The sequence below is a fragment of the Flavobacterium sp. W21_SRS_FM6 genome, assembly GCF_052119645.1.
Lineage (GTDB): Bacteria > Pseudomonadota > Gammaproteobacteria > Enterobacterales > Alteromonadaceae > Paraglaciecola.
On the sequence record NZ_JBGQOM010000007.1, the window covers coordinates 249,472 to 275,315 of the forward strand.

Annotated in this window: 17 protein-coding genes; 10 read left to right on the forward strand and 7 right to left on the reverse strand. The window is 44.2% G+C overall.

The annotated features are described in order from the left end of the window. The first annotated feature begins 24 nt into the window (after window positions 1-24). The 6 genes from ACEN2L_RS13680 to ACEN2L_RS13705 all read left to right on the forward strand — a co-directional run bounded on the left by ACEN2L_RS13680 (window position 25) and on the right by ACEN2L_RS13705 (window position 10,435). Window positions 25-1,131, forward strand: a complete 1,107-nt coding sequence (locus ACEN2L_RS13680) for an efflux RND transporter periplasmic adaptor subunit (protein WP_441744452.1) — start codon at window positions 25-27, stop codon at window positions 1,129-1,131. Then, window positions 1,128-4,244 (forward strand): efflux RND transporter permease subunit, encoded by a 3,117-nt coding sequence (locus ACEN2L_RS13685; protein ID WP_441744454.1) that lies wholly within the window; start codon window positions 1,128-1,130, stop codon window positions 4,242-4,244. Before ACEN2L_RS13680 ends, ACEN2L_RS13685 begins: the two co-directional genes overlap by 4 nt. Before the next feature lie 153 nt (window positions 4,245-4,397). Beyond that, window positions 4,398-6,149 (forward strand): aminotransferase class III-fold pyridoxal phosphate-dependent enzyme, encoded by a 1,752-nt coding sequence (locus tag ACEN2L_RS13690; RefSeq protein WP_441744456.1) that lies wholly within the window; start codon window positions 4,398-4,400, stop codon window positions 6,147-6,149. Between the two features lie 2 nt (window positions 6,150-6,151). After that, window positions 6,152-8,860 carry a glycosyltransferase gene (locus tag ACEN2L_RS13695; protein WP_441744458.1) on the forward strand — a complete coding sequence of 903 codons (2,709 nt, stop codon included), beginning with the start codon at window positions 6,152-6,154 and terminating at the stop codon, window positions 8,858-8,860. Beyond that, window positions 8,860-9,771 (forward strand): archaetidylserine decarboxylase, encoded by a 912-nt coding sequence (asd, locus tag ACEN2L_RS13700; RefSeq protein WP_441744460.1) that lies wholly within the window; start codon window positions 8,860-8,862, stop codon window positions 9,769-9,771. Before ACEN2L_RS13695 ends, asd begins: the two co-directional genes overlap by 1 nt. Window positions 9,772-9,808: 37 nt before the next feature. After that, window positions 9,809-10,435: a hypothetical protein gene (locus ACEN2L_RS13705; protein WP_441744462.1), complete on the forward strand. Its 627-nt coding sequence runs from the start codon at window positions 9,809-9,811 to the stop codon at window positions 10,433-10,435. A gap of 242 nt (window positions 10,436-10,677) precedes the next feature. Here ACEN2L_RS13705 and ACEN2L_RS13710 read toward each other — a convergent pair whose 3' ends face one another. Beyond that, complete coding sequence (locus ACEN2L_RS13710) at window positions 10,678-13,086, reverse strand: hypothetical protein (RefSeq protein ID WP_441744464.1); 2,409 nt, start codon at window positions 13,084-13,086, stop codon at window positions 10,678-10,680. A 569-nt stretch (window positions 13,087-13,655) separates the two neighbouring features. Between ACEN2L_RS13710 and ACEN2L_RS13715 the strand changes: the two genes are divergently transcribed. Continuing rightward, window positions 13,656-16,343: a M14 family metallopeptidase gene (locus ACEN2L_RS13715; RefSeq protein ID WP_441744465.1), complete on the forward strand. Its 2,688-nt coding sequence runs from the start codon at window positions 13,656-13,658 to the stop codon at window positions 16,341-16,343. Window positions 16,344-16,648: 305 nt separating this feature from the next. Continuing rightward, window positions 16,649-17,692, forward strand: a complete 1,044-nt coding sequence (locus ACEN2L_RS13720; protein ID WP_441744467.1) for a serine hydrolase domain-containing protein — start codon at window positions 16,649-16,651, stop codon at window positions 17,690-17,692. A gap of 83 nt (window positions 17,693-17,775) precedes the next feature. Here ACEN2L_RS13720 and ACEN2L_RS13725 read toward each other — a convergent pair whose 3' ends face one another. Continuing rightward, window positions 17,776-18,414 (reverse strand): NAD(P)H-dependent oxidoreductase, encoded by a 639-nt coding sequence (locus ACEN2L_RS13725; RefSeq protein WP_306021917.1) that lies wholly within the window; start codon window positions 18,412-18,414, stop codon window positions 17,776-17,778. A gap of 279 nt (window positions 18,415-18,693) precedes the next feature. On the opposite strand from ACEN2L_RS13725, the gene ACEN2L_RS13730 reads away from it, so the two are divergent. After that, entirely contained in the window at window positions 18,694-19,281 is a 588-nt protein-coding gene (locus tag ACEN2L_RS13730) for a glutathione S-transferase family protein (RefSeq protein ID WP_441744469.1), read from the forward strand. A 48-nt stretch (window positions 19,282-19,329) separates the two neighbouring features. Further along, the gene (locus ACEN2L_RS13735) at window positions 19,330-19,635 is read left to right on the forward strand and encodes a DUF1244 domain-containing protein (protein ID WP_441744471.1); all 306 of its coding nucleotides are present in this window, start codon (window positions 19,330-19,332) and stop codon (window positions 19,633-19,635) included. Between the two features lie 60 nt (window positions 19,636-19,695). On the opposite strand, the gene ACEN2L_RS13740 is transcribed toward ACEN2L_RS13735, so the two are convergent. From ACEN2L_RS13740 to ACEN2L_RS13760, 5 genes are read right to left on the reverse strand one after another with little or no spacing between them, the layout of a single operon-like run. After that, window positions 19,696-21,903: a molybdopterin cofactor-binding domain-containing protein gene (locus ACEN2L_RS13740; protein ID WP_441744473.1), complete on the reverse strand. Its 2,208-nt coding sequence runs from the start codon at window positions 21,901-21,903 to the stop codon at window positions 19,696-19,698. Window position 21,904: 1 nt separating this feature from the next. Continuing rightward, window positions 21,905-22,372, reverse strand: coding sequence for a (2Fe-2S)-binding protein (locus tag ACEN2L_RS13745; protein ID WP_441744475.1), 468 nt, complete (start codon window positions 22,370-22,372; stop codon window positions 21,905-21,907). A gap of 46 nt (window positions 22,373-22,418) precedes the next feature. Further along, on the reverse strand, window positions 22,419-23,660 hold the full coding sequence (locus tag ACEN2L_RS13750; protein ID WP_306022535.1) for an ABC transporter permease: 1,242 nt from the start codon (window positions 23,658-23,660) through the stop codon (window positions 22,419-22,421). Beyond that, complete coding sequence (locus ACEN2L_RS13755) at window positions 23,660-24,856, reverse strand: efflux RND transporter periplasmic adaptor subunit (protein WP_306022536.1); 1,197 nt, start codon at window positions 24,854-24,856, stop codon at window positions 23,660-23,662. Before ACEN2L_RS13755 ends, ACEN2L_RS13750 begins: the two co-directional genes overlap by 1 nt. After that, a complete protein-coding gene (locus ACEN2L_RS13760) occupies window positions 24,853-25,842 on the reverse strand; it encodes an HlyD family secretion protein (RefSeq protein WP_441744478.1) in 990 nt (329 codons plus the stop codon). Before ACEN2L_RS13760 ends, ACEN2L_RS13755 begins: the two co-directional genes overlap by 4 nt. Window positions 25,843-25,844: the final 2 nt, after the last annotated feature.

Genomic DNA, 25,844 nt, shown 5'->3' on the forward strand with positions numbered 1-25,844 from the left:
CTCTTAAAATAGTATGGATGAACTATGGCTGCGGTAATGACTAAAATTCGGCAACAACCTATCTGGATAGCCCTCGCTATTGTGGTACTTCTGGTGTTGTGGGTTGGCTCTGGAATGCTATCTAACGACGATAAGGTGAATCCAAATCATGTTGACAAACATCGTATTTCCCCGCTAGTTAAAGTCAATGCAACGCGTTTTAAGGCAGAACAGGTTAATCGTGAAATCACCCTATATGGCCGCACTGAGCCCGACCGAGTTGCTATCTTAAGAGCCGAGGTAAAGGGCCTTGTTAAAGCAATATTTATCAGGGAGGGAGAGTTTGTTAAACAAGGTCAACAGCTAATTCAGATTGATAATGCCGATTCATTAAGCCGGTTGTTATCAGCAAAAGCGATGCTTAAACAACGGGAAATTGAATTAGATGGCGCCCAATCATTAGGCAAGCAAGGTTATCAATCTCAGGTAAATTTAGCACAAGCGAAAGCGAATTTAGCAAGCGCTAAAGCAGAGGTCAGTTTGTTAGAACTGGCTGTGCAACGCGCGCTGATTACTGCCCCTTTTGATGGCGTTATTAACCAGCGTTTTGTTGAGATTGGCGACTTGCTAAAAGACGGAGATCAGATTGCCAGCTTAGTTGATTTAGATCCCTTAGTGATCACCGCTAATGTCACACAAAATAATGTGCAAGGCATTGAGTTAGACCAAGTCGCAGCAGGGCGCATGACCAACGGAGACGTTCTACAAGGTTCGGTGCGTTATATTTCAAGTGTTTCAGACCAAGGTACCAATACCTTCAAAATCGAAGTGGCCGTGCCTAATCCCGAACATAAACGTTTAGCGGGCATGAGTACTGAATTGGCTTTGCCACTGCATAAAACCTGGGCAATGTTAATTACTCCAGCGGTCATGGCGCTCGATGAAGAGGGGAATCTAGGGGTAAAAACCGTGGTGGATGAGCATGTAAAATTTGTGCCCATTGATATTGTTAAAAGCGACAGCCAAGGTGTGTGGTTAAGTGGCATGGGTGAGCAGGCCGACGTTATCACCTTAGGTCAAGGTTTTGTGCGTGATGGTGACAAAGTTGAAGTGGTGTATAGCGAAGAATATAGCGAGCCGGTGAGTCAATGAACGCGCTAATTCAAGCGGCACTAAGCCGAACCCGCACCGTATTAATGATTTTTGTCTTGCTGATTATTTCAGGGGCAGTGACCTACGCGACTATTCCCCGCGAATCAAATCCTGACGTACCCATCCCGGTTATTTACGTGTCTATTGTACACGACGGTATCTCACCCGAAGACGCTGAACGAATGCTAGTAAAACCCATGGAGAGAGAGTTACGCTCAATCGATGGGGTAAAAGAGATGAAAGCGACCGCCGGAGAAGGTTTTGCCAATGTCACTTTGGAATTTTTCCCCGGTTTAGACTCGCAAGCCGCCCTGGCTGATGTACGTGACAAGGTCACGGTTGCACGAGCTAAATTACCTACTGAAACAGAAGAGCCCACTATTCACGAAGTGACCATGGCCGGACAGCAAGCTGCCATCACTGTGGTGTTATCCGGACCAGTATCTGAGCGAGCATTACTCACCGTTGCTCGTGAGCTAAAAAATCGCTTAGAAGGCATGAGTGAAGTCCTTGAAGTGACCATGGGTGGCGACCGTGAAGACATGGTTGAAATTGTGGTTGATCCCTTGTTGATGGAGTCATATGGGCTTGATCAAAACGATATTTTTAATTTGCTCTCTCGAAATAACCGCCTTGTGCCCGCCGGTACGATGGACAACGGCAAGGGCAGTTTTGCAGTAAAAGTGCCGTCGGTTTTTGAGTCAGTCAAAGATGTGATGGAGCAGCCGGTAAAAGTGCAGGGTGATAGCGTTATTACTTTTGCTGATGTAGCGCAGGTCAGACGTTCGTACAAAGACCCTTCAAGCTTTGCTCGAGTCAATGGTGATGTGTCGGTGTCATTGGAAGTGAAAAAGCGCCCTGGCGAAAATATGTTGGCCACCGTACAAAACGTAAAAGACTTGATTGAAACTGCCAGAAACTCAGCCATTTGGCCTGCCAGTATAAATGTCAGTTACACCGGTGACCAAAGTGTTGACGTGAACATGATGCTCAACGATCTGCAAAACAATGTTTCCAGCGCCATCATCTTAGTGGCTGTGGTGATTGTGGCTATTTTGGGTTTGCGCACCGCCTTATTGGTGGGTATTTCTATACCCGGCTCATTTTTAACCGGCATTCTGATCATCGCGTTATTTGGCTATACCCTGAATATGGTGGTGTTGTTCTCGCTGATTATGGCAGTGGGCATGCTGGTGGATGGGGCGATTGTCGTCACCGAATACGCCGACCGGTGCATGAGTGAAGGCATGGACAAGAAAAAAGCCTATGGCCTTGCTGCTCAGCGTATGGCGTGGCCTATTACTGCCTCAACAGCCACGACGTTAGCAGCCTTTGCGCCGCTGATGTTTTGGCCAGGCATGATGGGTGAATTTATGAAGTATTTACCCTTTACGCTTATCGCGGTGTTGTCGGCTTCCTTACTGATGGCACTTATTTTTGTGCCAGTACTGGGCGGTGTATTTGGCAAACCCCGTTATGTGTCTGAAGAAACAAAACGCCAACTGCATGAAGCTGAAAGTGGTGATATTCGCCATCTCAGTGGCTTTACGGGTAAATACGTCAATGTACTTGCGACAGCCATCGAGCATCCTTGGAAAATACTAGGTTCAGCCATTATTATTGCCATCTTGTCGATTACCGCATTTAATTTGTCGGGCTTGGGTTCCCAGTTTTTCCCGAACGTCGATGTGCCGGGTATTAACGTTAATGTGCGTTCTGCCAGCGATATGTCGATTTACGAAAAAGATCAGATAATGCGCGATGTTGAAAGCAAAATTATCGATATGGATGAAATCGAAACCCTGTATGTGCGTACTGGTGGACAAGATCAAATCGGCTACTTGCGTTTAAATTTAGTGGATTGGCATTATCGTGCGCATTCAGATGAGGTTCTCAAAGACACTCAAGCGCGTTTAAAAGGCTTGCCGGGATTAGATATTGAAATTTCAGCCGACCAAAATGGCCCTCAATCGGGTAAAGATCTGCAAATACAATTGTCATCCCGTTTCCCTGAATTACTCAATGATGCCGCGCTGAAAATCCGCAATGCACTGGATAACAACGACAAGTTCACCTCTATCAGTGATACGGCGTCTAAACCCGGAATTGAATGGCAACTAAAAGTGAATCGCAGTGATGCGGCCCGATTTGGTGCAGACGCCACACTAGTGGGTAGCACGGTGCAGTTTGTCACCAATGGTTTAAAAATCGGTGAATATCGCCCAGACGACGTAGATGACGAGTTAGATATTCGCGTGCGTTATCCCATTGATTCACGCTTTATTGGTAAGCTTGATGAACTGCGCATGAAAACCCCAACAGGTATGGTGCCTATTGGTAATTTTGTCGAACGTACCGCCCAACCCAAAACTGACCTTATTCGTCATATCGATGGTAATCGTGTTATCAGTGTTGAAGCGAATATGGCGCCAGGGCAACTACTGAGCAAAGAGTTACCCCTGTTACAAGCTCAATTACCTGACTTGAATCTCGACCCCAGAGTCATGCTGACTATCAAGGGGCAAAACGAACAACAAGATGAATCAACCGCATTTCTAGAAAAAGCCTTTTTAGTCGCATTGTTTGTTATGGCGATTATTTTGGTCACACAATTTAATAGTTTCTATCAAGCCTTTCTGATTTTAAGTGCAGTGGTGTTTTCGACGGTTGGCGTATTCTTAGGCTTAGTTATTTTTCAAAAGCCCTTTGGCATTGTGATGTCAGGTATCGGTGTGATTGCCTTGGCAGGCATCGTAGTGAATAACAATATTGTCCTCATTGATACCTATAACATTTTACGCAAACAAGGTTTTCCAGCGATGGAAGCCATTTTGCGTACGGGCGCCCAGCGTTTACGCCCGGTTATGTTAACTACGGTCACCACGATTTTGGGTTTATTGCCCATGGTGGCAGAAATTAATATTGATTTTATTGGTCGTAATGTTGATATCGGTGGCCCCTCAACTGAGTGGTGGTCGCAATTAGCAACTGCTGTAGCAGGTGGCTTAGCCTTTGCTACTTTACTGACCTTAATCCTCACCCCCTGTTTGTTAGCGTTAAAAGCCCGGAGTGAAGATAAAAAATCCCTTAACGTAGCCCAGCAAACAAACTAGCAGTCACGATTGCTGCAAGCACTTCGTTAAAACAGTGTTTGCAGCCGCGTTATCTGTCATCCAGTTACTTGTCACACAATCGTCTATAAAGTGAAATAAATTATTCAAATAGCCATGTTAGTTTTAGCTAAACGTGCTGTGATTTGAGTAACAATGAGTCAATCTAATCTGGTCTATCTGCTGGTTATCAGCATTTGTGTTTTACTGCTGTACAAACTGTCTGTGCGTTTGCAATTATCCAAAGCAAAACACCCCTCCTTACGTGGGCATAGCAAATGGTCGCGGCGCGTGGCCCGCTTTATTCCTTTTTTTAGTTACGACGCAGAGCGCTTTTACAACAGTGATGGCGCACCCCCTAAGGTGGTGGCCCAGCGGCGCCAAGCCATTAAACAACTGCAAGACGACATTGAATCCTGTTGTCCGCAGACCTTAAGCCATAGCCAAAATTTAGAAAACAGTATTTCAGATGTGCGGTTTACCAGTCATTACCGTATTCCTTTTCCCTACCGTAATCAGCTCGCGCCTTGCTTCACACTCAGTTCTATCGCCCAAGAAACTAAGGGCCTAAAAGTGTGTGACTTAGACGGTAACTGGCGCTATGACCTCAGCGGCTCTTATGGTGTGAATGTATTTGGCTATGACTTTTATAAAGAGTGCATGGAAGAAGGTATCGCTCAAACCAAGCAACTTGGCCCTGTGCTGGGCGCGTATCACCCATTGATTAGTGAAAACGTTGCAATGATTAAAGCAGTGTCTGGGCTTGATGAAGTGTCATTTCATATGTCGGGCACAGAGGCCGTGATGCAAGCTGTACGCTTGGCCCGCTATCATACTGGCAAGACTCATTTAGTGCGTTTTTGCGGTGCGTATCATGGTTGGTGGGATGGCGTCCAACCTGGCATTGGCAATACTCGGGTAACTCATGATGTATACACCTTGGCTGATTACAGTGAGCATAGCTTGCGAGTATTACGCAGTCGTAAAGACATCGCTTGCGTGTTGATTAATCCGTTACAAGCCTTTCATCCTAATGCTGATGCGCCCTCTGATGCTGCCTTGGTGGCCAGTGACCGCAGTACTCACTTTGATAAACCGCGCTATGTGGCATGGTTAAAACAGCTTCGCCAAGTCTGTAGCGAGCATAAGATTGTACTGATTTTTGATGAGGTATTTACCGGTTTTCGCCTTAGTTATCGCGGCGCACAAGGGTACTACGGTATTCAAGCTGACATGGTCACCTATGGTAAAACGCTAGGAGGGGGGTTACCTATTGGGGTATTAACCGGGACTCATGCACTGATGAAGCGTTTTCAAGATGACAGGCCAGTAAATGTATCATTTGCTCGCGGGACGTTTAACTCACACCCTTATGTGATGGGCGCCATGAATGTGTTTTTAAAACGCATTCAAGGCCCCGAAATCCAAGCGCAGTATGCGCAATCAGAAGCGCTATGGAACCAACGCGTCGAGCATTTTAATCGTCGCTTAAACCAAGAAAATTTGCCCATTCAAATTAGCAATATCCATTCGATATTATCAGTAATTTATACCCTACCCAGTCGCTACAACTGGATGCTGCAGTTCTATCTAAAAAACAATGGTATTGAGCTGAGCTGGACAGGCACCGGGCGTTTGATTATGAGCTTTAATTTTACTGATGAGGACTTTGCGCAGGTCATCAGCTGTTTTATTAAATCCGCAAAAAAAATGCAAGAGGATCAGTGGTGGTGGCAGTCGCCGGCTCTGACCAATAAACGCATTAAACGGCAGTTTTTGATGGATATGCTGGGCACCAAATATCCCATTATTGCAACACTATTACCCAAGCCTTTATCTGTATCAACGGTATCCGATGCAACTGGCTTACCACCGAGTGAAGAAAGCAACTTAACAAAGGCGGGGTGAATATGTCTGAGCGAATAAGCCTAGGGGCACAACCACAATTTCGACAACGTTTGGCTAACGAATACGCCGAATTTTTGCAAGAGCAGGGGCAACGTTTTAACCCCAAAAACTGCCTTAAGATCGATTTTCATTGCCATGATCACAACAGTGATGTGCCTGATGAGTTATGGGGGCGTATTTTACGCTTACCTGAAACCTGGTTAAAAACTAAAAAGTTGCATAGCACCTTGCAAGCCAATGGGAATAGCGTGGTGACCATCACCAATCACAACAATGCTCGCTCGTGTTGGGAATTACAAGACAAAGGCATTGATGTGCTGGTTGGCGCTGAGTTCACCTGCTACTTCCCAGAATACGAGTTATTTATTCATGTGTTGACGTACGGCTTTAGTCGTGAACAAGAGGTGGTCTTAAATAAAAAAAGACAGAATATTTATGACTTTTTACGCTATTGCGCAGAGCAAGATATTCCGGTGATTTTGCCCCATCCGCTGTATTTTTATACTCGCAATGAAAAAATCGATTTGTCTCTATTTGAAAAACTTGCGGTGATGTTTTCTCGTTTTGAAGTACTAAACGGTCAGCGTGATCTGTGGCAAAGTGTGTTGACCTTAAACTGGGTGCAAAGTCTTACTCCAGAAAAAATTAAGCAATACGCCCTGCGCCATAACCTTAACCCCGTTACATTTGGGGTTGACCCTAAAAAGCCCAAGATCCTGACGGGCGGCTCGGATGACCACACCGGTATTTTTGCAGGGCAGTGTGGTTCATATCTATATGTGCCAAATCTGCAAGAAAGATTACTCACCCAAAGCCCTTCTGCTTTAGCCCTCGAAGCCCTTAAAAAAGGGGATATTGCACCTTTTGGTCACATTGCTGAAAACCAAAAGTTGAATATTTCCTTGTTAGATTATTTTTCGCAGGTGGCCACTAAAATCAAGGATCCTGGTTTACTGCGTATTTTGCTCCATCGCGGATCTACTTGGGACAAAATTGGCTGCTTTGCGGTGAGTAACATCATGCTTGAAATGCAAAAGCATAAAAAAACCATGAAGTTTTTTTCGTTTGTCCATGATGCGCTTCAAGGTAAAAAACCCAACAAATTGCTTAAATGGCAAGTATCCAAAGATTATAAATTTTGCATCACCCAGCTAGAACGTATTGCTGACGCTAAACGCAATAAACCCGAAACCTATATTGAAACCGTGAATGTCGCCATGAGTGAGTTATTTACTCACTTAAATCAATTAATTGCTAAACGCATAGCCAGTGCGATTGATAAACATCAAGGGCTACTGCTTGATAGTTTTTCAACTGAAGAGCTGACGCGTAAACTAGAAATCCCTAGTCAACTCACCGCGTTATTTTTAGGGGAAGGTAAACGCCAAGACAACATGAGTAACGTTAATATGGGCAAGATATTTGATAACTTATCTTTTCCGGTACTCATTAGTATTATCTTGGCAGGCTCAAATCTGGCTTCGACCCGAGTGTTGTATCAAAACCGTGAGTTACTCAATCAATTTGCCCAGCACCTAGGCAAAAATCAACACAGCAAACGCGCCTTGTATTTAACCGATACCTTGTTAGATAAAAACGGTGTTTCAACCTCCTTGTCCGGTAAATTAAAAGAAATTCAAAGAGCCGATTTACCTATCGACTTTCTCATTTGTCATAGTGAAGCACAAGCCGAGTCTCATTTACATGTGGTTAAACCCATTGCTGAGTTTGATGTGCAACGTTATGGCGAACAACAAATTCGTATCCCCGATATTATGCAAATAGCCCGCATATTTTACGAGGGAGGCTACGACCGGATTGTATGTTCAACAGAAGGACCCATGGCAGTGGTCTCGCTGTTTTTACAACAGATGTTTAATGTTCCCAGTTTTTTCTTTATGCACACCGACTGGATTGATTTTATAAAACATACTACTGACTTGAATCAGTATGAGCGTGACCGAGTGCGCCGTTTAATGCGTGCCTTGTACAATCGCTACGACGGTATTTTTGTGCTTAATCAAGAGCATAAAGCCTGGCTGACAGGCCATGAAATGCAGCTAAACAAAGAGCAAGTGTTTTTGACCGCGCATCATACCCAAGCCCGTGATATGCAAGTGCAACGAGTGCACAAAGACACCTTGTTCCCCGGTGCGACAGAAGACACTCCCGTGCTTTTTATCGCTTGTCGTATCAGCCAAGAGAAAGGCATTTTTGATTTGCCAAAAATTGTGGCCATAGCCAAACAACAACTGCCAGAGCTAAAAATTGTAATTGCGGGCGCTGGCCCTGCAACAGAAAAGCTAAAACAAAAACTGCCTGATGCCATATACCTCGGTTGGCAAAACAAAAAACAATTGGCAGCCTTATATTTGGGCTTAGATTTATTTGTATTTCCCTCGCGTTTTGACACTTTCGGTAACGTTATTCTTGAAGCTTTTGTGCATGGTATGCCCACTATCGCCTATAACTGCAAAGGCCCAAGAGACATTATTCAGCACGAGGTAAACGGTTATTTGGTGGATGATATAGAGGCAATGGCGCGGCATATTGTGCAATTTTTTACTGATAAAAAACAACAAGGTGCTATGGGCCAAAAGGCACGTCAACGTGCCAACGACTATCAAGCTGAACCCATTATGCAGCAGTTTTTAACTGACTTGGGCTTAGATTGTCCGGCGGTTTATCATCAACAACGCACGGTTGCCTGATGATGAAAATCCTTGCTCAACCTTTAAGTAAACAAGAGCAGCTTAACTTTTTACTGACGAATCGCATACCCAGGCGCTGGCTAACCTTGTTTATGGGGTGGTACAGTCAAATTCAAAGTCCATGGCTGGCGAAAATATCGATAAGGGTGTGGCAGTGGTTTGCCGAAGACTTACGTTTACAAGACGCCAAACAGCAAGAATTTAATAGCCTTGGTGAGTGTTTTACTCGTCAGCTCAAAGATGGACTGCGGCCAATCAATCAGCAATCTGACATTGTAGTCAGCCCCTGTGATGCCATTGTAGGAGCGTGTGGCCGAGTAGAGGGTAATCGTGTGTTTCAAGCCAAAGGCTTTCCCTATGAGTTGAATGACCTCATCCCCGATGTACGTTTGGCGCACAAATACCGCAATGGCTTTTTTGTGACACTGCGCTTGAAGTCTAGTATGTACCATCGTTTTCATGCCCCCGTTGATTGCCAAGTAAAGCAGGTTAATTACATCTCTGGTGATACGTGGAACGTAAATCCTGTTGCCTTAAAACGGGTTGAAAAACTGTTTTGTAAAAACGAACGTGCGGTTATTGAACTACTACTGGGCGACAAATCGAGCAGCATTACCTTGGTGCCCGTTGCCGCGATTTTGGTGGCGAGCATGAAGTTTCATTTTTTGCCCAAGGTGCTGGATTTGCGATACAAAGGCCCTAATTTATTGTCTTGTCATGCTCGTTTTAATAAAGGCCAAGAAATGGGCTATTTTCAGCACGGCTCGACCATCATAGTGTTTGCAACAGAGCATTACCAACTGTGTCAGGGAGTAGCGCAAGGCAGTCCAATAAAAATGGGTGAAGCCCTACTACAAGGGCACCCAACTTGCCACGGTGACCCATCATCTTTCGCTGATGATGGCGCCTAATTATTTTTTAATAACAATACTTATCAAGGAACTAGCCATGACTTTTTTTCAAGAGCTGCAAAAACAACGTTGGGATGACCACCGGTATTATCACCATAATCGTATAAATCAGTTTTTGCATTTACTCAGTGCCAGCTGTTTTTTAGTCAGTTATATATTGGTTTTTTATTACCCGGCGGCCGCTGCCCTTGTCGGTTGGTTATTGGCGATGGTGCTGCGTCAAACCGGGCATTTTTTCTTTGAGCCTAAAACCTATGATGAAGTGAATAACGCCTCGCATGAATACAAAGAAAGCGTAAAGGTAGGTTACAACTTAAATCGCAAAGTGGTGTTATTGTCGATTTGGGCACTAGTACCTGTTGTGCTATACGTTAAACCTGATTTTTTTGGGGTGTTTAGCCCTGCCACTACGTTTATGGCTTTTATCAACAATATGGCCATTATTTGGTTGGTAGTAGGGTTGGGTGCTATTGCTTTTAGAACCTTGCTTTTATTTAAATTAATGGGCCTGCAATCAGGTTTGGTATGGATGACAAAAATTATCACCGACCCGTTTCACGATATTAAAATTTACTGCAAATCACCGTATTTCATTCTCAAAGGTGAGATGTACGACAACATGGAAGATTGGTACGAAGAGACCTCGTTTGAAAATAAAGCCTAGGGTGTGTAGCCGCTTGCTGTGTGACTTTTGTTCAGATGTAAAACGTTTTTGATCGCGACGCCAGATTACGGGCCTAGTGGCTTATGGGCAATAACTCTAAAGTGTATTGAGTTGAGGCGGCTATCAAATAGCCGCTTGTTAAGCTCATACCGGGTGAAGGCACTGCAAATTGTCTGAGCTTCTGATCTAGCCACGTTTTTTCGATGACAAGAGCGTACCTTGCTAAACCGTTTATCAATGTCTTATTTTTTTGTCAGCATTAACTCAGGTACTAAATCAGTAATGTTGGTGGCTTGTATCATGCCTTTAATGTTCGCTATTTCTTGCGTTAAGGTTTTATAACGATGATTCGCAAAACTTTTAATATAGTTAAGTTCATCATGGTAATAGCGGTTAAATTCATTGCGAGTTGGATTCAGCTTTAACTCAAACACGCGCATAATCCTGCCCTTAAATTGAGCGAACTTGATGGTGTTGCCTAACAATTCAGGTGTTAATTCAGCGTTGCGGATCAGCGTGGCTTTTTGTAGCACCTCTATCTTGTCTTGGCGGCTGGTCGAGACCACTAGTACCGCGTACTGAGTGCTTCTTTCTTCTGCAGCGTCACGAACCATATGTTGCAGTTCTTTACGTATATCGTGATGATAAAACCAGCCCTTTATGATGTTAATATAACTTTGGCCCAACTCTTTATTTTCTTGGAACATGGCCAGTGTTTTAGGGACCGCCACACTACTTATTACCATCCGTGCTTTGTAGGTAGTGTAAAAAAGATTAACCACGGGGGTATTACTTGCGGCTAAATTACGTAAGGCGCGGCTCAAGCCATAGGCCTGCTGATCGCGTCCTTGTACTTTTAGCTGGTCTAATTTATCCAGAATGAAGGCCAGCCAAAAGGTACGTCCGTCGTGATTACTAAAGGCTTGGTTAGACGCTCGCACTACGCCGTCTTTAAACCCTACCACGGTATATTTACAAAGGCGCAAGGCATACTTGGTGTTTCGTTCGGCAAATTCATCAAAACTCACGGTGATAACCGTACCAACATTAAAGTGGGTATTCCCGTCAATACGGCAACTCAAACCTAAAGATGAAATGGTTTCAGTGATGGCGTTGCAGCTGGACTTTAAATATGAAATCGTCACTGATGTTTGATAGTAAAACCTGTCTTCAGCTCGGCCATCATTGGTCTCAGGCATAATGGTTTGGATATTAGATGCTAGACTACTGTGCGGTTTAAATACATCCTCAACCCTTGGCTTGTAAGGCTGATCAGTAAAAGTCAGGCTGGCTAACACTTTTGCACTTACGGGTATGAGGCTTATTAAACGCTCAAATTGACTGACAATGTCTTCTGCTTTTTTCGAGTATCGATGGATGCGCTGTGTGCCATAGTTAACTTGGGCTTCTTCCGGTATGGTGGAATTTAACAGGGCACGCTCTGTTTCAACATCATCCATCTGCAGTTTAAATAGTCGTGCACTGACACTGCCTTTAAAGTGCTGCAGCAGCGAATAAATCTCAGCCTCTTTTTTGATAATAGTGCTGAAAAAAACCACTTTTTGACTTTGTTTTTGTTTTAGGCGTACAACAAAATAATAACAGTGCTGATGATCTATTAAATAATCAATAACTTTATCTTTGGCCAGCAATGCGCAAAGGAAGTTGGTTTCAGAAAAAACAAAGGGCTGAATACTCTGGCGTTTTAAGTCGCTCAATACATGGGTGATGATATTTTTTTCGTTGGCAAACAATACTAAGGCATCTGTTAAATCAATATAATATTGTTCATAGCCTTTGCCTTGAGCAGAGGTGTAAATGGTATCTAAATCAACTTTGTATTTATGTTTATGACTAAAAATGAGGTTTTTAACATAATGACTAAACTCATCATTCGCTTCAATATTTTCCAGCTTTAACATTGAATCAAACACATCGCTCTTTGGATTGGGTTTGCACACCATGACTTTGTAAATAATCATGTTTTGCTTGAAGACCAATTCCTTTTCAAGATCATCAAAGGTGATGATCACTAATTGCCCGCGTTTAAATTTAGTAGGGGCTTTAATTTTTAAACCATGGTGACTGATGTTAGAGGTGACGACGGGTAAACCATCTTTTAACATCTTGGTACGGGGCACAAAATCTATAGCCACATCAGCGTCGGGTAAGCAATACAATGTGGCAGAAATCGCCAGATTCATGCGCTCTTCACTGCGGTATTCTGTTTCGTTAAATCTAACTAAGTTGATGTCACGTTCATTTAAACGCTGAGATAAGGCTAAATCTGCTTTGTTTTTTTCAAAATTAGATTTAACGCTTTCGTATACGCCTATAGTGTAGGTGTCATCGAAGCGTTTGATTTCATCCAACAACAGCCGTTTTGAACTGCTATCAATAAAATGCGTGGTACCTAATAAGTCAAAGCGACCGATAACCAAACCATCTTCTTTGTAGCGTAAATCGATTGGACGATCACATTTAATCCAAAGATGATCAACTTCGCGGATTAATTTTTGGACTAACGCAGGGGCTAAACCACTAAACAGCCCCTCAGTTTGCATAAGTTTTCTAAGCGTCTGAGGTTTGGTGTATTTAATTCTTTCTAGCAGCTCAAAATACTGTTTGTCGTCTACGTTATTACTGCTCAACTCTGCATTCCGTTTATTAAGTCAATCAACTGGCTAGTATCCAACCGATACCTTACACCTACATTTGTAATACAACCTAAATATATTAGCTAAGTCCATAGCACAATGCTTATTGACTAACGAGTCAACTTTATCATGTTCCCTAATGAATTCAATCGTCTCGTTAGTCTAATACCTTCAATTTAAACCCGTATTTTTACCTTGTCCGGCGTATCAAATGTACAACGGCGCTACGTTACTCAACACCTTCGCTTCATGGTGTAAGTGAGAGATAATTTAGAAAAATTATTGAAAGGACGTCCACTTAATTTGAACGTGTATTCGTACTACAGTGTGGGCAAGGTCAAACAGCTAAAGTCATGGCATTAAAAACTGAGGTTTGCACACTAGTGCTGACTGTCAATTGCCCAAGCTTGTCATATACCTTTAAAGATAAGCCTTCAGTTCATTTTGAATTAAGTCTATTTAGGATGAAAACGGCGGTGGATGCGATGAATTAACTTTGAATAACAGGGTATCTCGCTGATAGTATGCGATTAAGTTGCAGTCTGTCACCAACAGGAAAATCAATGAGATTCACCCACCTTTGTATTTTACTTTTTACTTTAAGCTTCTTTGGGCTAATTAATCCCACATTTGCAAAACAAAGTAACTCCCCATTGTCGGCCACCGACTACGACCAAACGATTCCTACGCATACCCAAGTGCTCGGTTATAAAGTGGGCGAGCGCATTACTAATCATAGCGATATGTTGCGCTTTTTTGAGGCATTACAACAGGCCGCACCGCAGCGTATTAAGGTCTTTGAATATGCGCGTTCTTGGGAAGGGCGTAAGTTGATTTATGCTGTGATTGGCTCAGCAGAGAACATTGCGAAGTTAGATGAATTTGCAATTAAGATGCAAAAACTCGCAGATCCTCGCGTAACGAACGAAAGAGCCGCTAAACAACTAATTGATACCCTGCCGGCTTCTGTATGGTTAGAACATGGCGTTCATGGAAACGAAATTAGTAGCACCGATGCTGCGATGATGACCGCTTATCATCTGTTGGCAGCGCCTAATGACCCACGCAATAAAAAGATCCTCGCCAATACCTTGGTGTTTATCGACCCCTTGCAAAACCCAGATGGTCGCACCCGTTTTACTAGCCGGTATTACGCCACAGTTGGCATGAGCCATAGTGGCGACCGTTTAAGCGCAGAACAAAACGAGCCGTGGCCGAACGGGCGTAGCAATCACTATTTATTTGATATGAACCGAGACTGGTTAGCAATAACCCAACCAGAAACTGCCGGTAGAGTAAAACTACTCAATCATTACAAACCGACAGTCGTCATTGACTTGCATGAAATGGGCGGCGACGAAAGTTACTTTTTTCCGCCTGCGGCTGAGCCAATCAATCCGCACATGAGCAAAGCGCAATTAGAAAACACCGCGATAATCGGCAAAAACATAGGCCGTAATTTTGATCAGCACGGTTTTGACTATTTTACCCGTGAAATATTCGATGCGTTTTATCCGGGCTATGGCGACAGTTGGCCCACCTTCTATGGGGCATCGGCGGCAACTTACGAAGTCTCCTCAAGTCGTGGTGAGTTATATCGCAAAGCAAATGGCGAAACCATGCTCTATATCGATACCATCGAACGGCACTTTGTGGCGTCAATTGCCACAGCCGAAGCCGTCGCTGACAATCGTGAAAAGATTCTGCATGATTTTTACCGTTATCAAGAAAACGCCATTATTGAAGGTAAAAACGACAAAACTGAAAGGGTATTTATCATGCCAAATGTGCGTGACAAAGCAGGTACCCATCGCCTAGCTACGTTAATGGCCCAGCATGGCGTGGAAGTAAAACAAGCTAGCAAAGATTTTAGAGCCTGCGGAGTTAATTATGCTACTGGCGCATATTATATTGATACTGCACAGCCACGTGGACGGTTTGTGAAAACAACGTTTACCTCGCAAGTGGATATGTCAGACGCTTTTATAAAAGAGCAAGAACGCCGCCGGGCGCGTAAACTTAACGACGAAATTTATGACGTTACCGGTTGGTCGTTACCCTTGATGTTTAATATCGAGACCAATAGTTGCGGCAAAGAGGTCGATGTTGCCAGTACCTCAGTAAACGCCAATACGGCACTGCAAGGTGAAGTGCTCAATCCAAGCGCTAAAGTCGCGTACTTAGTGCCTTGGGGCGATATGGCTGCAGGTCGTTTTCTAACGGGGGCCTTGCAAGCTGGATTAAGGGTTAAAAGTGCTGATAAAGCCTTTGTGCTTGATAATAAAAATACCTACCCAGCAGGAACCTTGATTATTGAAGTGAAAGCCAATGATAACAACGTGGCCAAGCAAGTAAGTGATCTTGCCATGCAAACGGGGGCTAAAGTTGTTGGGGTAGATAGCAGTTGGGTAACCGATGGTCCAAGCTTTGGTAGCGGTTATACCGTTGCAATGCGTGCCCCTAATATTGCGATGGCATGGGATGAGCCAACCAGTTCATTAAGTGCCGGCAATACTCGTTTTGTTATAGAACGTCAATTTAATTACCCCGTCACGGCCATCCGTTCTAACCGCTTGGCCAGTGCTGATTTAAGTCACTATCAAGTGCTCGTTTTACCCTCCGGTAATTATGCCCAAGCCTTAGGTAAAGCCGGTGCAGAAAACATTCAGGCATGGGTAAATCAAGGCGGTGTGTTGCTGACTATTGGCAGTGCCACCCGCTTTGCTGCTCAAGCAGATATTAATTTGCTTGATGTACAACGAGAAAATTTGTTTAAAAAAGAGGCCGCAGTTAAGTCAGAAGACAAAAAATCAACGGTAGCTGGAAAGTTGATTACGTCAAAAGCTGAGCTGATTAAAGCCACTGAAAACAATGACGAAAGTCCTGATTATGTCGCGGGTATTCTGGCAAATGTTGAAGTGGACCAAGAGCACTGGTTAACTGCAGGCGTGAATCCTAAGCTGGTTGCAATGGTCGTAGGTAATAGTATTTATAGTCCGATAAAACTGGCCTCTGGGAAGAATTTGGCGTGGTTTGCCGATGAGAAAAACGTATTAGCCAGTGGATACTTATGGCCTGAAGTGACTCAGCAGTTAGCCTACAAACCCTTTTTAATTCATCAGCCCAGTGGCAAAGGTATGGTCATCGCCTTTACGCAAGAGCCAACAAACCGTGCTTATTTAGACGGTTTGAACGTGCTATTGATGAACAGTATTTTTAGCGCGGCAGCGCACGCAGCGCCTTTGCGTTAAGTTTGACTCGTTGTCTCCTAAATAGGCCACGTTAATTCGTGGCTTTTTTATGGGCTAAGTGACTGTGCAGCGGGTGGCGTAAATTTCGCTAAAACCGCCTAATTTGTTGGTTCAATCAGCTAAAAAGTAGCCACTTAGATGACTAATATTCTGTGGGATTGTTTAATATATCATTAAATCAACGACTTAATTTTTTGGTATTAGAGTTGCTTTATCACTCGAAATTCATTAGCGGTGGTTACATAAAACCTCACATTTTGTGAGTGTCAACGCCGCGTTAAAGGAGTGTGATTATTAAAGCCCTAATGTTTAAATCAATAGTGTCGGTGTGTTTATGTTTGGTCAGCTTAGTGTCCATAGGGCAAGATAAGCCTCTACTTGGGAATGACGCGCAAATTGAGCAATGGCTAAAAGCGAACAGTATTCCTACCCTAGGTCTTGGCGTCATCAAGCACGGTCAGTTGCAGCAGGTTAGGGTCTTTGGTGAGCTTGAACGCGGCAACGCCGCGCCTTTTAATACCATTTTTAACGTTGCCTCCTTAGCTAAGCCTATTACTGCCATGGTGACGTTAACATTAGTTAGTAAAGGTGAATGGCAACTAGACGAGCCCCTTTTTACCTATTGGACCGATCCTGATGTGGCCGCCGATCCCAGAAGTAAACTACTCACCACTCGACATATTTTAAGCCACCAAAGTGGTTTTCCTAATTGGCGCTACATGAATGAGTCGAATACCTTAGATTTTAAATTTTCTCCTGGCACTCAATATCAATACTCAGGCGAAGGCATGGAGTACCTCCGAAAAGCCTTAGAAAACAAGTTTGGTAAAAGTTTAAACGCGCTGGCCAATGACCTAATATTCACCTCTTTGGCGATGACTGACACTCAGTACGTATTTAATTCACAAATCGACCCAGCCAGAGTGGTGCAAGGTTATGATACGCAAGGTAAGGCCTACGAAACGATTAAACATCAAACCGCCAATGCTGCTGATGATCTGCTAACTAGCGTTGCAGACTATGGTAAATTTTTGGTCAGTGTTTTAGCCGGGGCGGGTCTGTCTGACAGTGTGTATCAGGATATGATTTCTCATCAAGTTGCTAGCACCAAGGGTAAGCACTTTGGCTTAGGCTTTGAAATTTATGATTTAGCTGATGGTGAATACGCGCTATCTCATGGTGGGTCAGATTATGGTGCGCAAACCATCGTATTTATCTTGCCAAAAAGCAAAGAAGGTTTAATTATTTTCACCAATGTAGATGAGGGTTACAAAGTCTATGAGGCCTTACTCTTGCATTACTTAGGTAAAAAAGGCGAGCAGATTATGCAAATTGAAATGTCTGAATAAAGCAGGTTTGTGATGATTGATAGCAAGATTGAAAAGGCGCTAGCCACGTTGTTCTGTGTGGCTAGCGCATGGTATCGAGGTGCTTACTTTACTTGGGTAACAAAGTCTTCAGTTGAGCGGCGTACTTTTTTCAAGTTAACCAACCAGTCGCCTTCGTCGGCGCGGTAGCCAAGTGGCAATAGCACCACCGAGCGCAATCCACGCGCTTTCAAGCCTAAAATTTCGTCTACTTTATCAGGGCTAAAACCTTCCATTGGCGTGCTGTCTACTTTAACTTCAGCGGCAGCAATTAGGGCTGAACCTAGTCCGATATAAGCTTGGCGAGCTGCATGTTGATAGTTAGTTTCTGCATCACGTTGTGGATAAGTATTAAGTAGCATTTGGCGATAGTTCTCCCACCCTTCGTTTTTAAAGCCACGCTCTTCATTCACTAAATCAAACATCTCATTGATGCGTTCAGTCGTGTAGTTATCCCATGCTGCAAACACTAATAGGTGTGAGCCATCAGTGATTTGCTTTTGGTTCCACGCGTGGGGCACAATTTGCTCACGCACTGCGGGATTTGTAACCACAATAACTTCGTAAGGCTGTAAGCCGCTAGACGTCGCGGTTAAACGGATTGCCTCTAAAATAAAATTTACGTTTTCTTCGCTGACAACTTTTTCAGGATTCATTTTTTTAGCGGCATAACGCCATTGCAAGTTTTGCAATAATTCAGACATGTAAGGCTCTCTGTTTGATTAATAAAAAGTAAACTAACTCGCTATTACGAGATAAAATTGGATTAGTTCATCGTGGTAAGTGATGTAGGCGAGTCAGACAATTATCAACTCAAACGTATAAATTCTTTTTATTTACGGTGAGTTAAGTGCTGGGTTGATGATGGGAAAAATCGTTGCGAAATATGTCAGAAGGGAACCCTCAGCCATTTTTAATATCCATATTCTTCGTTCGTACACTAAGATAACGCTGTATTTTCAGCAATATATTAAGGCTCTACTATGTTAACACTATATGGTTCAACAACTTCTCCTTATGTCAGACGCTTGCGTATTTGGTTGGCCAATACTCAGCATGATTTTGTTAATTTGAAAATTTATGAGCAACCTGATCGTGAAAAATTGATCTTGCTTAATCCAAGCATGAAAGTCCCTTTTTTGATTGATCAACAAGAAGGAAGCAGTCAAACCGTGCTGGATTCACGCGCTATTTTTCATTACCTCAGTGAAAAACTGGGCCGACCCAAATTAAGCTGGGATCAAGAAAATCAGCTTACGCTTATTGATGCGGTAAACGACTCATTGGTGCAAATGTTTTTACTGGCGCAGTCGGGCATTAAAGCAGATGAAAATCTGTTGTTTTTTAAGCTACAAAAAGAGCGAGTCAATGCGGTACTCATCGAGCTAGATGAGTTGGCTTCGCTAGGATTGTTCAAAAGTTGGCAATACCCTGCTATGTGTTTGTTTAGTTTGATTGACTGGGTAGAGTTCAGAAGTTTACATAACCTTAAAGGGCTGACTGAACTATTGGCCTTTCATGAAAATAATGCCCAGCGCATTGAAGTCACGGCCACTGACCCCAGAAAGTAGCTTTAGTGATAATATACCAGCCATCGTATTAATAGTGTGGAAATGAAAATGAATCAACAGCAACAAACCGAAGCGCAAGCAGCTGCTTTTAGACAACTCGTCAAACATCTTGATGAAAACAAAGATGTGCAAAATATCGATCTAATGAATTTGGCTGATTTTTGCCGTAACTGTTTAGCAAAATGGTATATGGCTGGTGCACAGGATCAGGGCATTGAGTTGGACTACGACCAAGCAAGAGAAGCGATTTATGGCATGCCCTTCGCACAGTGGAAAGCGCAATACCAACTGCCGGCTACTGAAGAACAGCTCGCTTTATTCAACGCACGTGAAGCGGCTAAGAAAGACAAATAATTATCACAGTGAGAATCTTTGCCATGCTCAGCAAGACAAAGATTCTCGGTATGCCCCCGCTTAAATAGCCATCGGTTTAAAAGGCAGGTCGCGGTAACGTTTGCCAGAAGCTGCAAATACCGCGTTGCTTAAAGCTGAGGCGAATGGACCAAGGCCCGGTTCACCTAAGCCCGTTGCCGGATAATCACTTTCTACAAAGTGTACTTGTACCTTAGGCATTTCATTAATACGCAGTACGGGGTATTGATGAAAGTTAGTGTTTTGCACTTCGCCATTTCTAAATACTATTTCAGTGCGCAAAGAATAACCCATGCCCATGACTACGGCACCTTCCATTTGCGCCGTAGCGCCGTCAATATTGAGTACTTGGCCACAATCAATGGCGGCGCACACTTCGAGTACCTTTATGTCATCGCCGTTCACTTCCACTAATACCGCCATGGCCGCATACGTGTTAAAGCTATAATGAACTGCAATGCCAAGACCTTGATTGCTCGGTAACGCATCACGCTTTGCCCAACCTGATTTTTCAGCAGCCAGCGCCAAGACATCTTTTGAGCGTTTGACGAGTTCAGCTTGTTTAGGGTCGGTATTACTGTCGTATAAACGATTTAAAAACTCGACGGTATCTTGTTTGTTTTGATGGGCAAGTTCATCAGCAAAAGCACCAAAAGCAAAACCATAAAAGATGGCGTATACCGCTCGATACCAGCCTATACGGGTATGCGCTGGCGCTTCGCCACTTTCACTGCGCAAATTAGCGATCCCGAAGGGGTGATTCGCTACCTCTGCCACATCGGCGTCAGTAGCTCGGTCTTGTGCAGGGTTGAACAAAGAGGCAATGGGCGGAAAGGCAACGCGGTGCAGCCAAGCACTCACGTTACCGTTTTGATCAAGTGCCGCTTCAATATGCTGGGCGTTAATTGAGTGAAAATAACCGGTGCGCATATCTTCTTCTCGAGACCACGTCAGTTGCACCGGCGCTTTCACTTTAGCAGACAGTACCGCTGCTTCATGCACATAATCACATTTAAACTTACGACCAAAGGCGCCACCAGACATGGTGACGTGCACCACTATATCTTTGGGATCACGTTTAAAATATTCGGCTAAGGTTTTTTGAATATCGCCGGGGCTTTGCGTGGCGGCCCACACTTCACATGAGTCATCTTGTACCCAAACGACACTGGCGTTAGGTTCCATGGGTGAATGAGATAAATGCCCACCCGTGTAAGTGGCTTTCATCAAATGGGCTGCATCATCAAATGCTTGTTGCAGGTTGCCACGTTCAGCTACAAGCTTAGCTGGGTTTTCAACATTTTTTACTAACATGGCTTTGTAGGCATTGGTATCGTAGCTGGCGTTTTTACCCAGGTCCCACTCTATGTTGAGCTTCTTAAGGGCTTGCTGAGCTGTCCAGGTATTGTCTGCTACAACGGCCACACCACCAATTGAACCAAAGGGCACTTCAAACCGAGGGATTTCGACGACATCGATTACTCCCGCCATTTGCAAAGCTTGCTCTTTGTTGGCGACTGATTTTAGTTTTCCGCCCAAAGCAGGGCAATGCGTAATCGCTGCGTATTTTAAACCAGGTAACTTGGTATCTACACCATAGGTGAGTTTACCCACTACGATATCGCCTTGATTGTGTCTCGCCAGCCCCTTACCTATGTATTTATATTCTGCTTTGGTTTTTAAGCTTGGCTGAGCGGGTACAGGCATGTCTGCCGCTAAACTGGCCAGTTCACCGTAACCTAGTTTTTGCTGGTTCAGGGTATTAATCACAACGTGCTTGTCTGCTTTACAGTTCTTGACGTCTGTGGCCCACACTTTAGCAGCTGCGGCAATTAACATTTCTTTTGCTGCGGCGCCTGCTTCACGCATGGGGATATACATGGTACGAATACTGGCTGAGCCGCCAGTAGCCTGTGAGCCATATTTGTCTTCGTCACCGTCAGCCTGTTTAACCGTCACTCTTGCCCAATCAGCTTCGAGTTCGTCTGCAACTGCAGCAGGTAATGCGGTACTAATGCCTTGCCCCATTTCACAGCGCCCACAATAAATCAGGGTATCGCCATTGGGCGCAATATGAATAAAGGCGTTAGGATTAAAATTCTCAACTGCGCCAACCTTGACTTGCGCAAGGGCCGGGTGCACCACACTAACACCAAGCATTAACCCGCCGCCTAAGGCCGAACTTTGTTTTAGAAAAACGCGCCGGCTTTGGTTAAAGCCTTGATGAATATGAGTCTCTTTAGCGCTCATCTTATACCTCCTTAGCTAACTCGTCAGCGGCATCGGCCACGGCGAGTTTAATGCGTTGATAGGTGCCGCAGCGACAAATATTGCCTTGCATCGCATTATCGATGTCTGCACTACTGGGGCGCGGAGTTGCGGCTAAAAAGCTGGCTGCATTCATAATTTGACCTGCTTGGCAGTAACCACATTGTGGCACTTTGTGTTTAATCCAGGCTTTTTGTAATGGGTGGCTGCCATTTTCAGACAAGCCTTCAATAGTGGTAATTGATTTGCCTGCAACTGCTGCCACTGGCATGACACAGGCGCGGATAGCTTGTCCGTCTAAATGCACGGTACACGCCCCACATAAACCCATACCGCAACCAAATTTAGTGCCGGTAAGTTCTAATTTGTCACGCAAGTACCACAGCAGTGGCATGTCGTCAGGTACGTCGAGCTCGAAATTTTTGCCGTTGATGTTAATGCTTTTATTCATTGTATCCTCCATTAGCCAGCACACCTGACTATGTTAGTTAATTGTGTTAGTCGCTGTGCAAGGCTTCAATAGGATTTAACTGTGACGCTTTAATGGCAGGAAATACCCCAAAGCCCACACCCACTGCAATACAAATTCCTAAAGACAAAAAGATAGCAACCATTGACCAACTGACAGCCCAGCCAGAATAAAAACCAATAATTTCTGATAGAGCCAAACCAAAGACGATGCCCAACAAACCACCGAGCACCGATATAGTAAAACTTTCAGCAATAAACTGAAACTTAATGTCACGTTGGGTGGCCCCTACAGCCCTTAAGAGTCCAATTTCTTTAGTGCGCTCTAACACATTGGCCAGCATGATATTCATAATGCCGATGCCACCCACTAATAACGAGATGCCCGCCACACAGGCCATGACAATATTAAATATTTGCTGAGTTTGTTTTTGCTGGGCCAATAAGGCCGCAGGTACGATTAACTGATAATCTTCTGCTTCACCGTGGCGCAGCTTAAACAACTGCTCTACTGCTTTGGCGGCAATACTGGGGTCTACTTGCTCAGAGATCTTCAGTTTTACCGTATCAAGTTCACTGGCCAACGCCAATGCACTGAGTTTTTTCAAGCTGGTAGACAGCGGTACAAATAAACGTTCACTGTCGCCGCCGATTTTGACCCCTTGAAATTCGTCTTTACCTAAAAACGGGTTATACAATACCCCTACTACTTCTAGCCAAAGGTGGTTCACTTTTACAAACTGTCCCAGTGCATTGCCTTGTGGAAACAACGCATCGGCGGCTGAAGCACCCAGTACTACAACTTGCGATACGTTGCGTTCGTCTGCATCGTCTAACAATCTGCCGCTGGCGGCTTTCATGTTCGATAATACAAAGTGACTTGGCGTCACCCCTACCACGTTGGCATCTGAACGCCCTTTGTCACTGTAAACCGATTGGGTTTTGATATTGCGTTCGGCGCTATAGTCTTCGACAAAGGGCAGTGTCGCGGCAGCGGCTTCAACATCAGCTAAGGTTAGGCCTAATGATTCTTCGCGGATTTCTTTGAGTTCGTCACTGGCAAATTGTTTACTTTCAACAATGAGATTACGCAGGCCCATTGAGTCTATTAACTTCAAGGCTTGGCGCTCAGCCCCTTCGCCAATATTCAACATGGCGATAACTGCGCCTACCCCAAAAATCATCCCAAGTAAGGTGAGTAGCGTACGTAATTTGTGGGCTGCCATTTCTTTTAGGGCATCCACAATTAAAGGTTTAAAGGTGCTAACCATCAGCCAGTTACTCCAAGTGGTACGCTAAGGGCAATAATATCGCCGGGTTTGAGGCCATTGCTGATTTCCACAAAATACAAATTTTTATCGGCGGTGGTGACAATCTGTTTCACAAAGTCACTGCCTTGTTGCAGGTATACAAAGTTTTCACTTTTGTCGTTAAAAATAGCTTGTAGGGGGATCACAATTTTACTTTGCACATCGCTGACTCTGATAGCAGCGACCACTTTTTGTGCAGGTTGCAACTTGCGCTCACTTTGTGGGATGTCTACCGTCAGCTCAAAATACTTTGTTGGACTGCCCCGTTTAATGGTGCGTGAAAACCCCGATACACTGGCCACCGTGCCTTGCAACTTTTGATCAGGTAGGGCTTCTAAGGTTAGCTCAACATTCTGGCCAGCTTTTAAGCCAATCGCGTCTTTGTCGAGCACAAACACCTTAGCCTGCATTTTTTCTAAGTTAGGAATTTTAGCAATAGTGCTGCCCGGAAATACCGTTTGCCCGACGCTGGGTTTATCACCCCGAAAGTTTTTTTCGTAAACTAACAAACCATCAAAAGGAGCATAGATTTCTAATTGAGATAAGGCTTCTTTGTGTTGGGTGTATTTGGCTTCGTGGCCTTGTTTACGAATATCTAAAATTTGTGCCGAACTTTGGTTTTGCTCGCCAATACTGTCTTGTTTCCAATCAATAAATTCTTCTTTTGCGCCTAAATAGTCGCGGTTTGATAGGGTGTCGATAATTTCAATTTTCGAATACAAACGCATGTCATCAATGGCAAAGGTATCCACAAACTTGAACTCCTTACCCACAAACACTTCTTCTGAATTAAGCTCGTTTTCTTGTTTGGTTTTTTCGGCGTAGGTTTTGCGTAAGTCTTTATCGAGCAACAGCATTTCAAGCTCTTCTTCGCGGCTATCGAGCAATAAGCGTTCGGCATCAAAGCGCGCCACCACTTGCCCTTTGCTCACTTTGCTGTTTTCTTCTGCTAGCCAATCAATCATCATTGGTTGACGACCTGGCGCTGAAATATTGTGTGCTTCAGCGGCTTCTAGCTCTCCAAAGGCAGGGATGATTATTTCAAACTCTCGGCTTTCAACGGTGAACACGGGGGTACTTGATATGGGCGCTTCGCTGCAAGCGCTAAGCCACGTGGCGGCACTTAAACAGCCCGCAAACATTAAAAACTTGCTCATGAACCTAGTACCTCTACCTTTGCTTTCATTCCGGGGCGCATAACTTCCGGTTTGTTGTCATCAAGTTCAATTAACGCGTCAAATACCACTTTGGCATTAGACGTGGACTTCGGATAATAGGCCTCCCCAAGTTCGGAAATTTTACCCATGTACGCATTTTCAGGGTAGGCTTCAAAGATGACCTTAACCACTTGTCCAGTGTGCAATTTAGCGGTGTCGGGCTCGGCAAACTCAGCTTTTATAGCCACCTCATCAAGTGATGGCAGTTGCATTAATGTGCGGCCCATGTACACCGTTTGACCTACTGCCGCTTTTTCACCCTCCCAATCAGCGGTATACATAACTAAACCATCTTTGGGGGCGTTAATAGTAAGTTTAGCGATATCACGTTTTACGCTATTCACACGGCTTTGACGCTGATTGATTTCGGCTTGATCCACCCTGCGATTAATGTCCATCGCTTTTTTGTGGTGTGCTAGCTTTTGTTTGGCTTGGGCTAGATTTTCTGTTTGGTATTCGTAGTCCGCTTGTTGTTTGTCTCGTTCGATTTTCGAGCGAGAGGCGTCGGTGATCTCCGCTTTACGTTTGGCTTTTTGAAAATTCATTTCGGCCTCCGCTAAGGCCAAAATCAAATCTTGTTGTGTGGCTTCGTCTTTGAGTTTTTGGTTTTCCGCTTTTTTAATTTCTGCAGCAAGCCGACTGGATTGGCTAATTAAGTCATTTTTTAGGTTTTGGGCATCAAAGACTAAAACTTTATCGCCTTCTTTGACCAACTGATTTTCTCGGGCCATGTATTCGATTTTATATTGCCACATCCGCGGTATGCTGGGCGGTCCTAACGTTGCATTTTTAAGTGAAATTAATTCTGCGGTGGCAGTGACTTTAGGCTGCTCGACCACACTAGTTTCGATCGCATCTGGCTGGCAGCCCACTAAGACAAAGGCACTTATGGCAGCAAGCAGGGCTGAACGTGTAATGATTATCATCG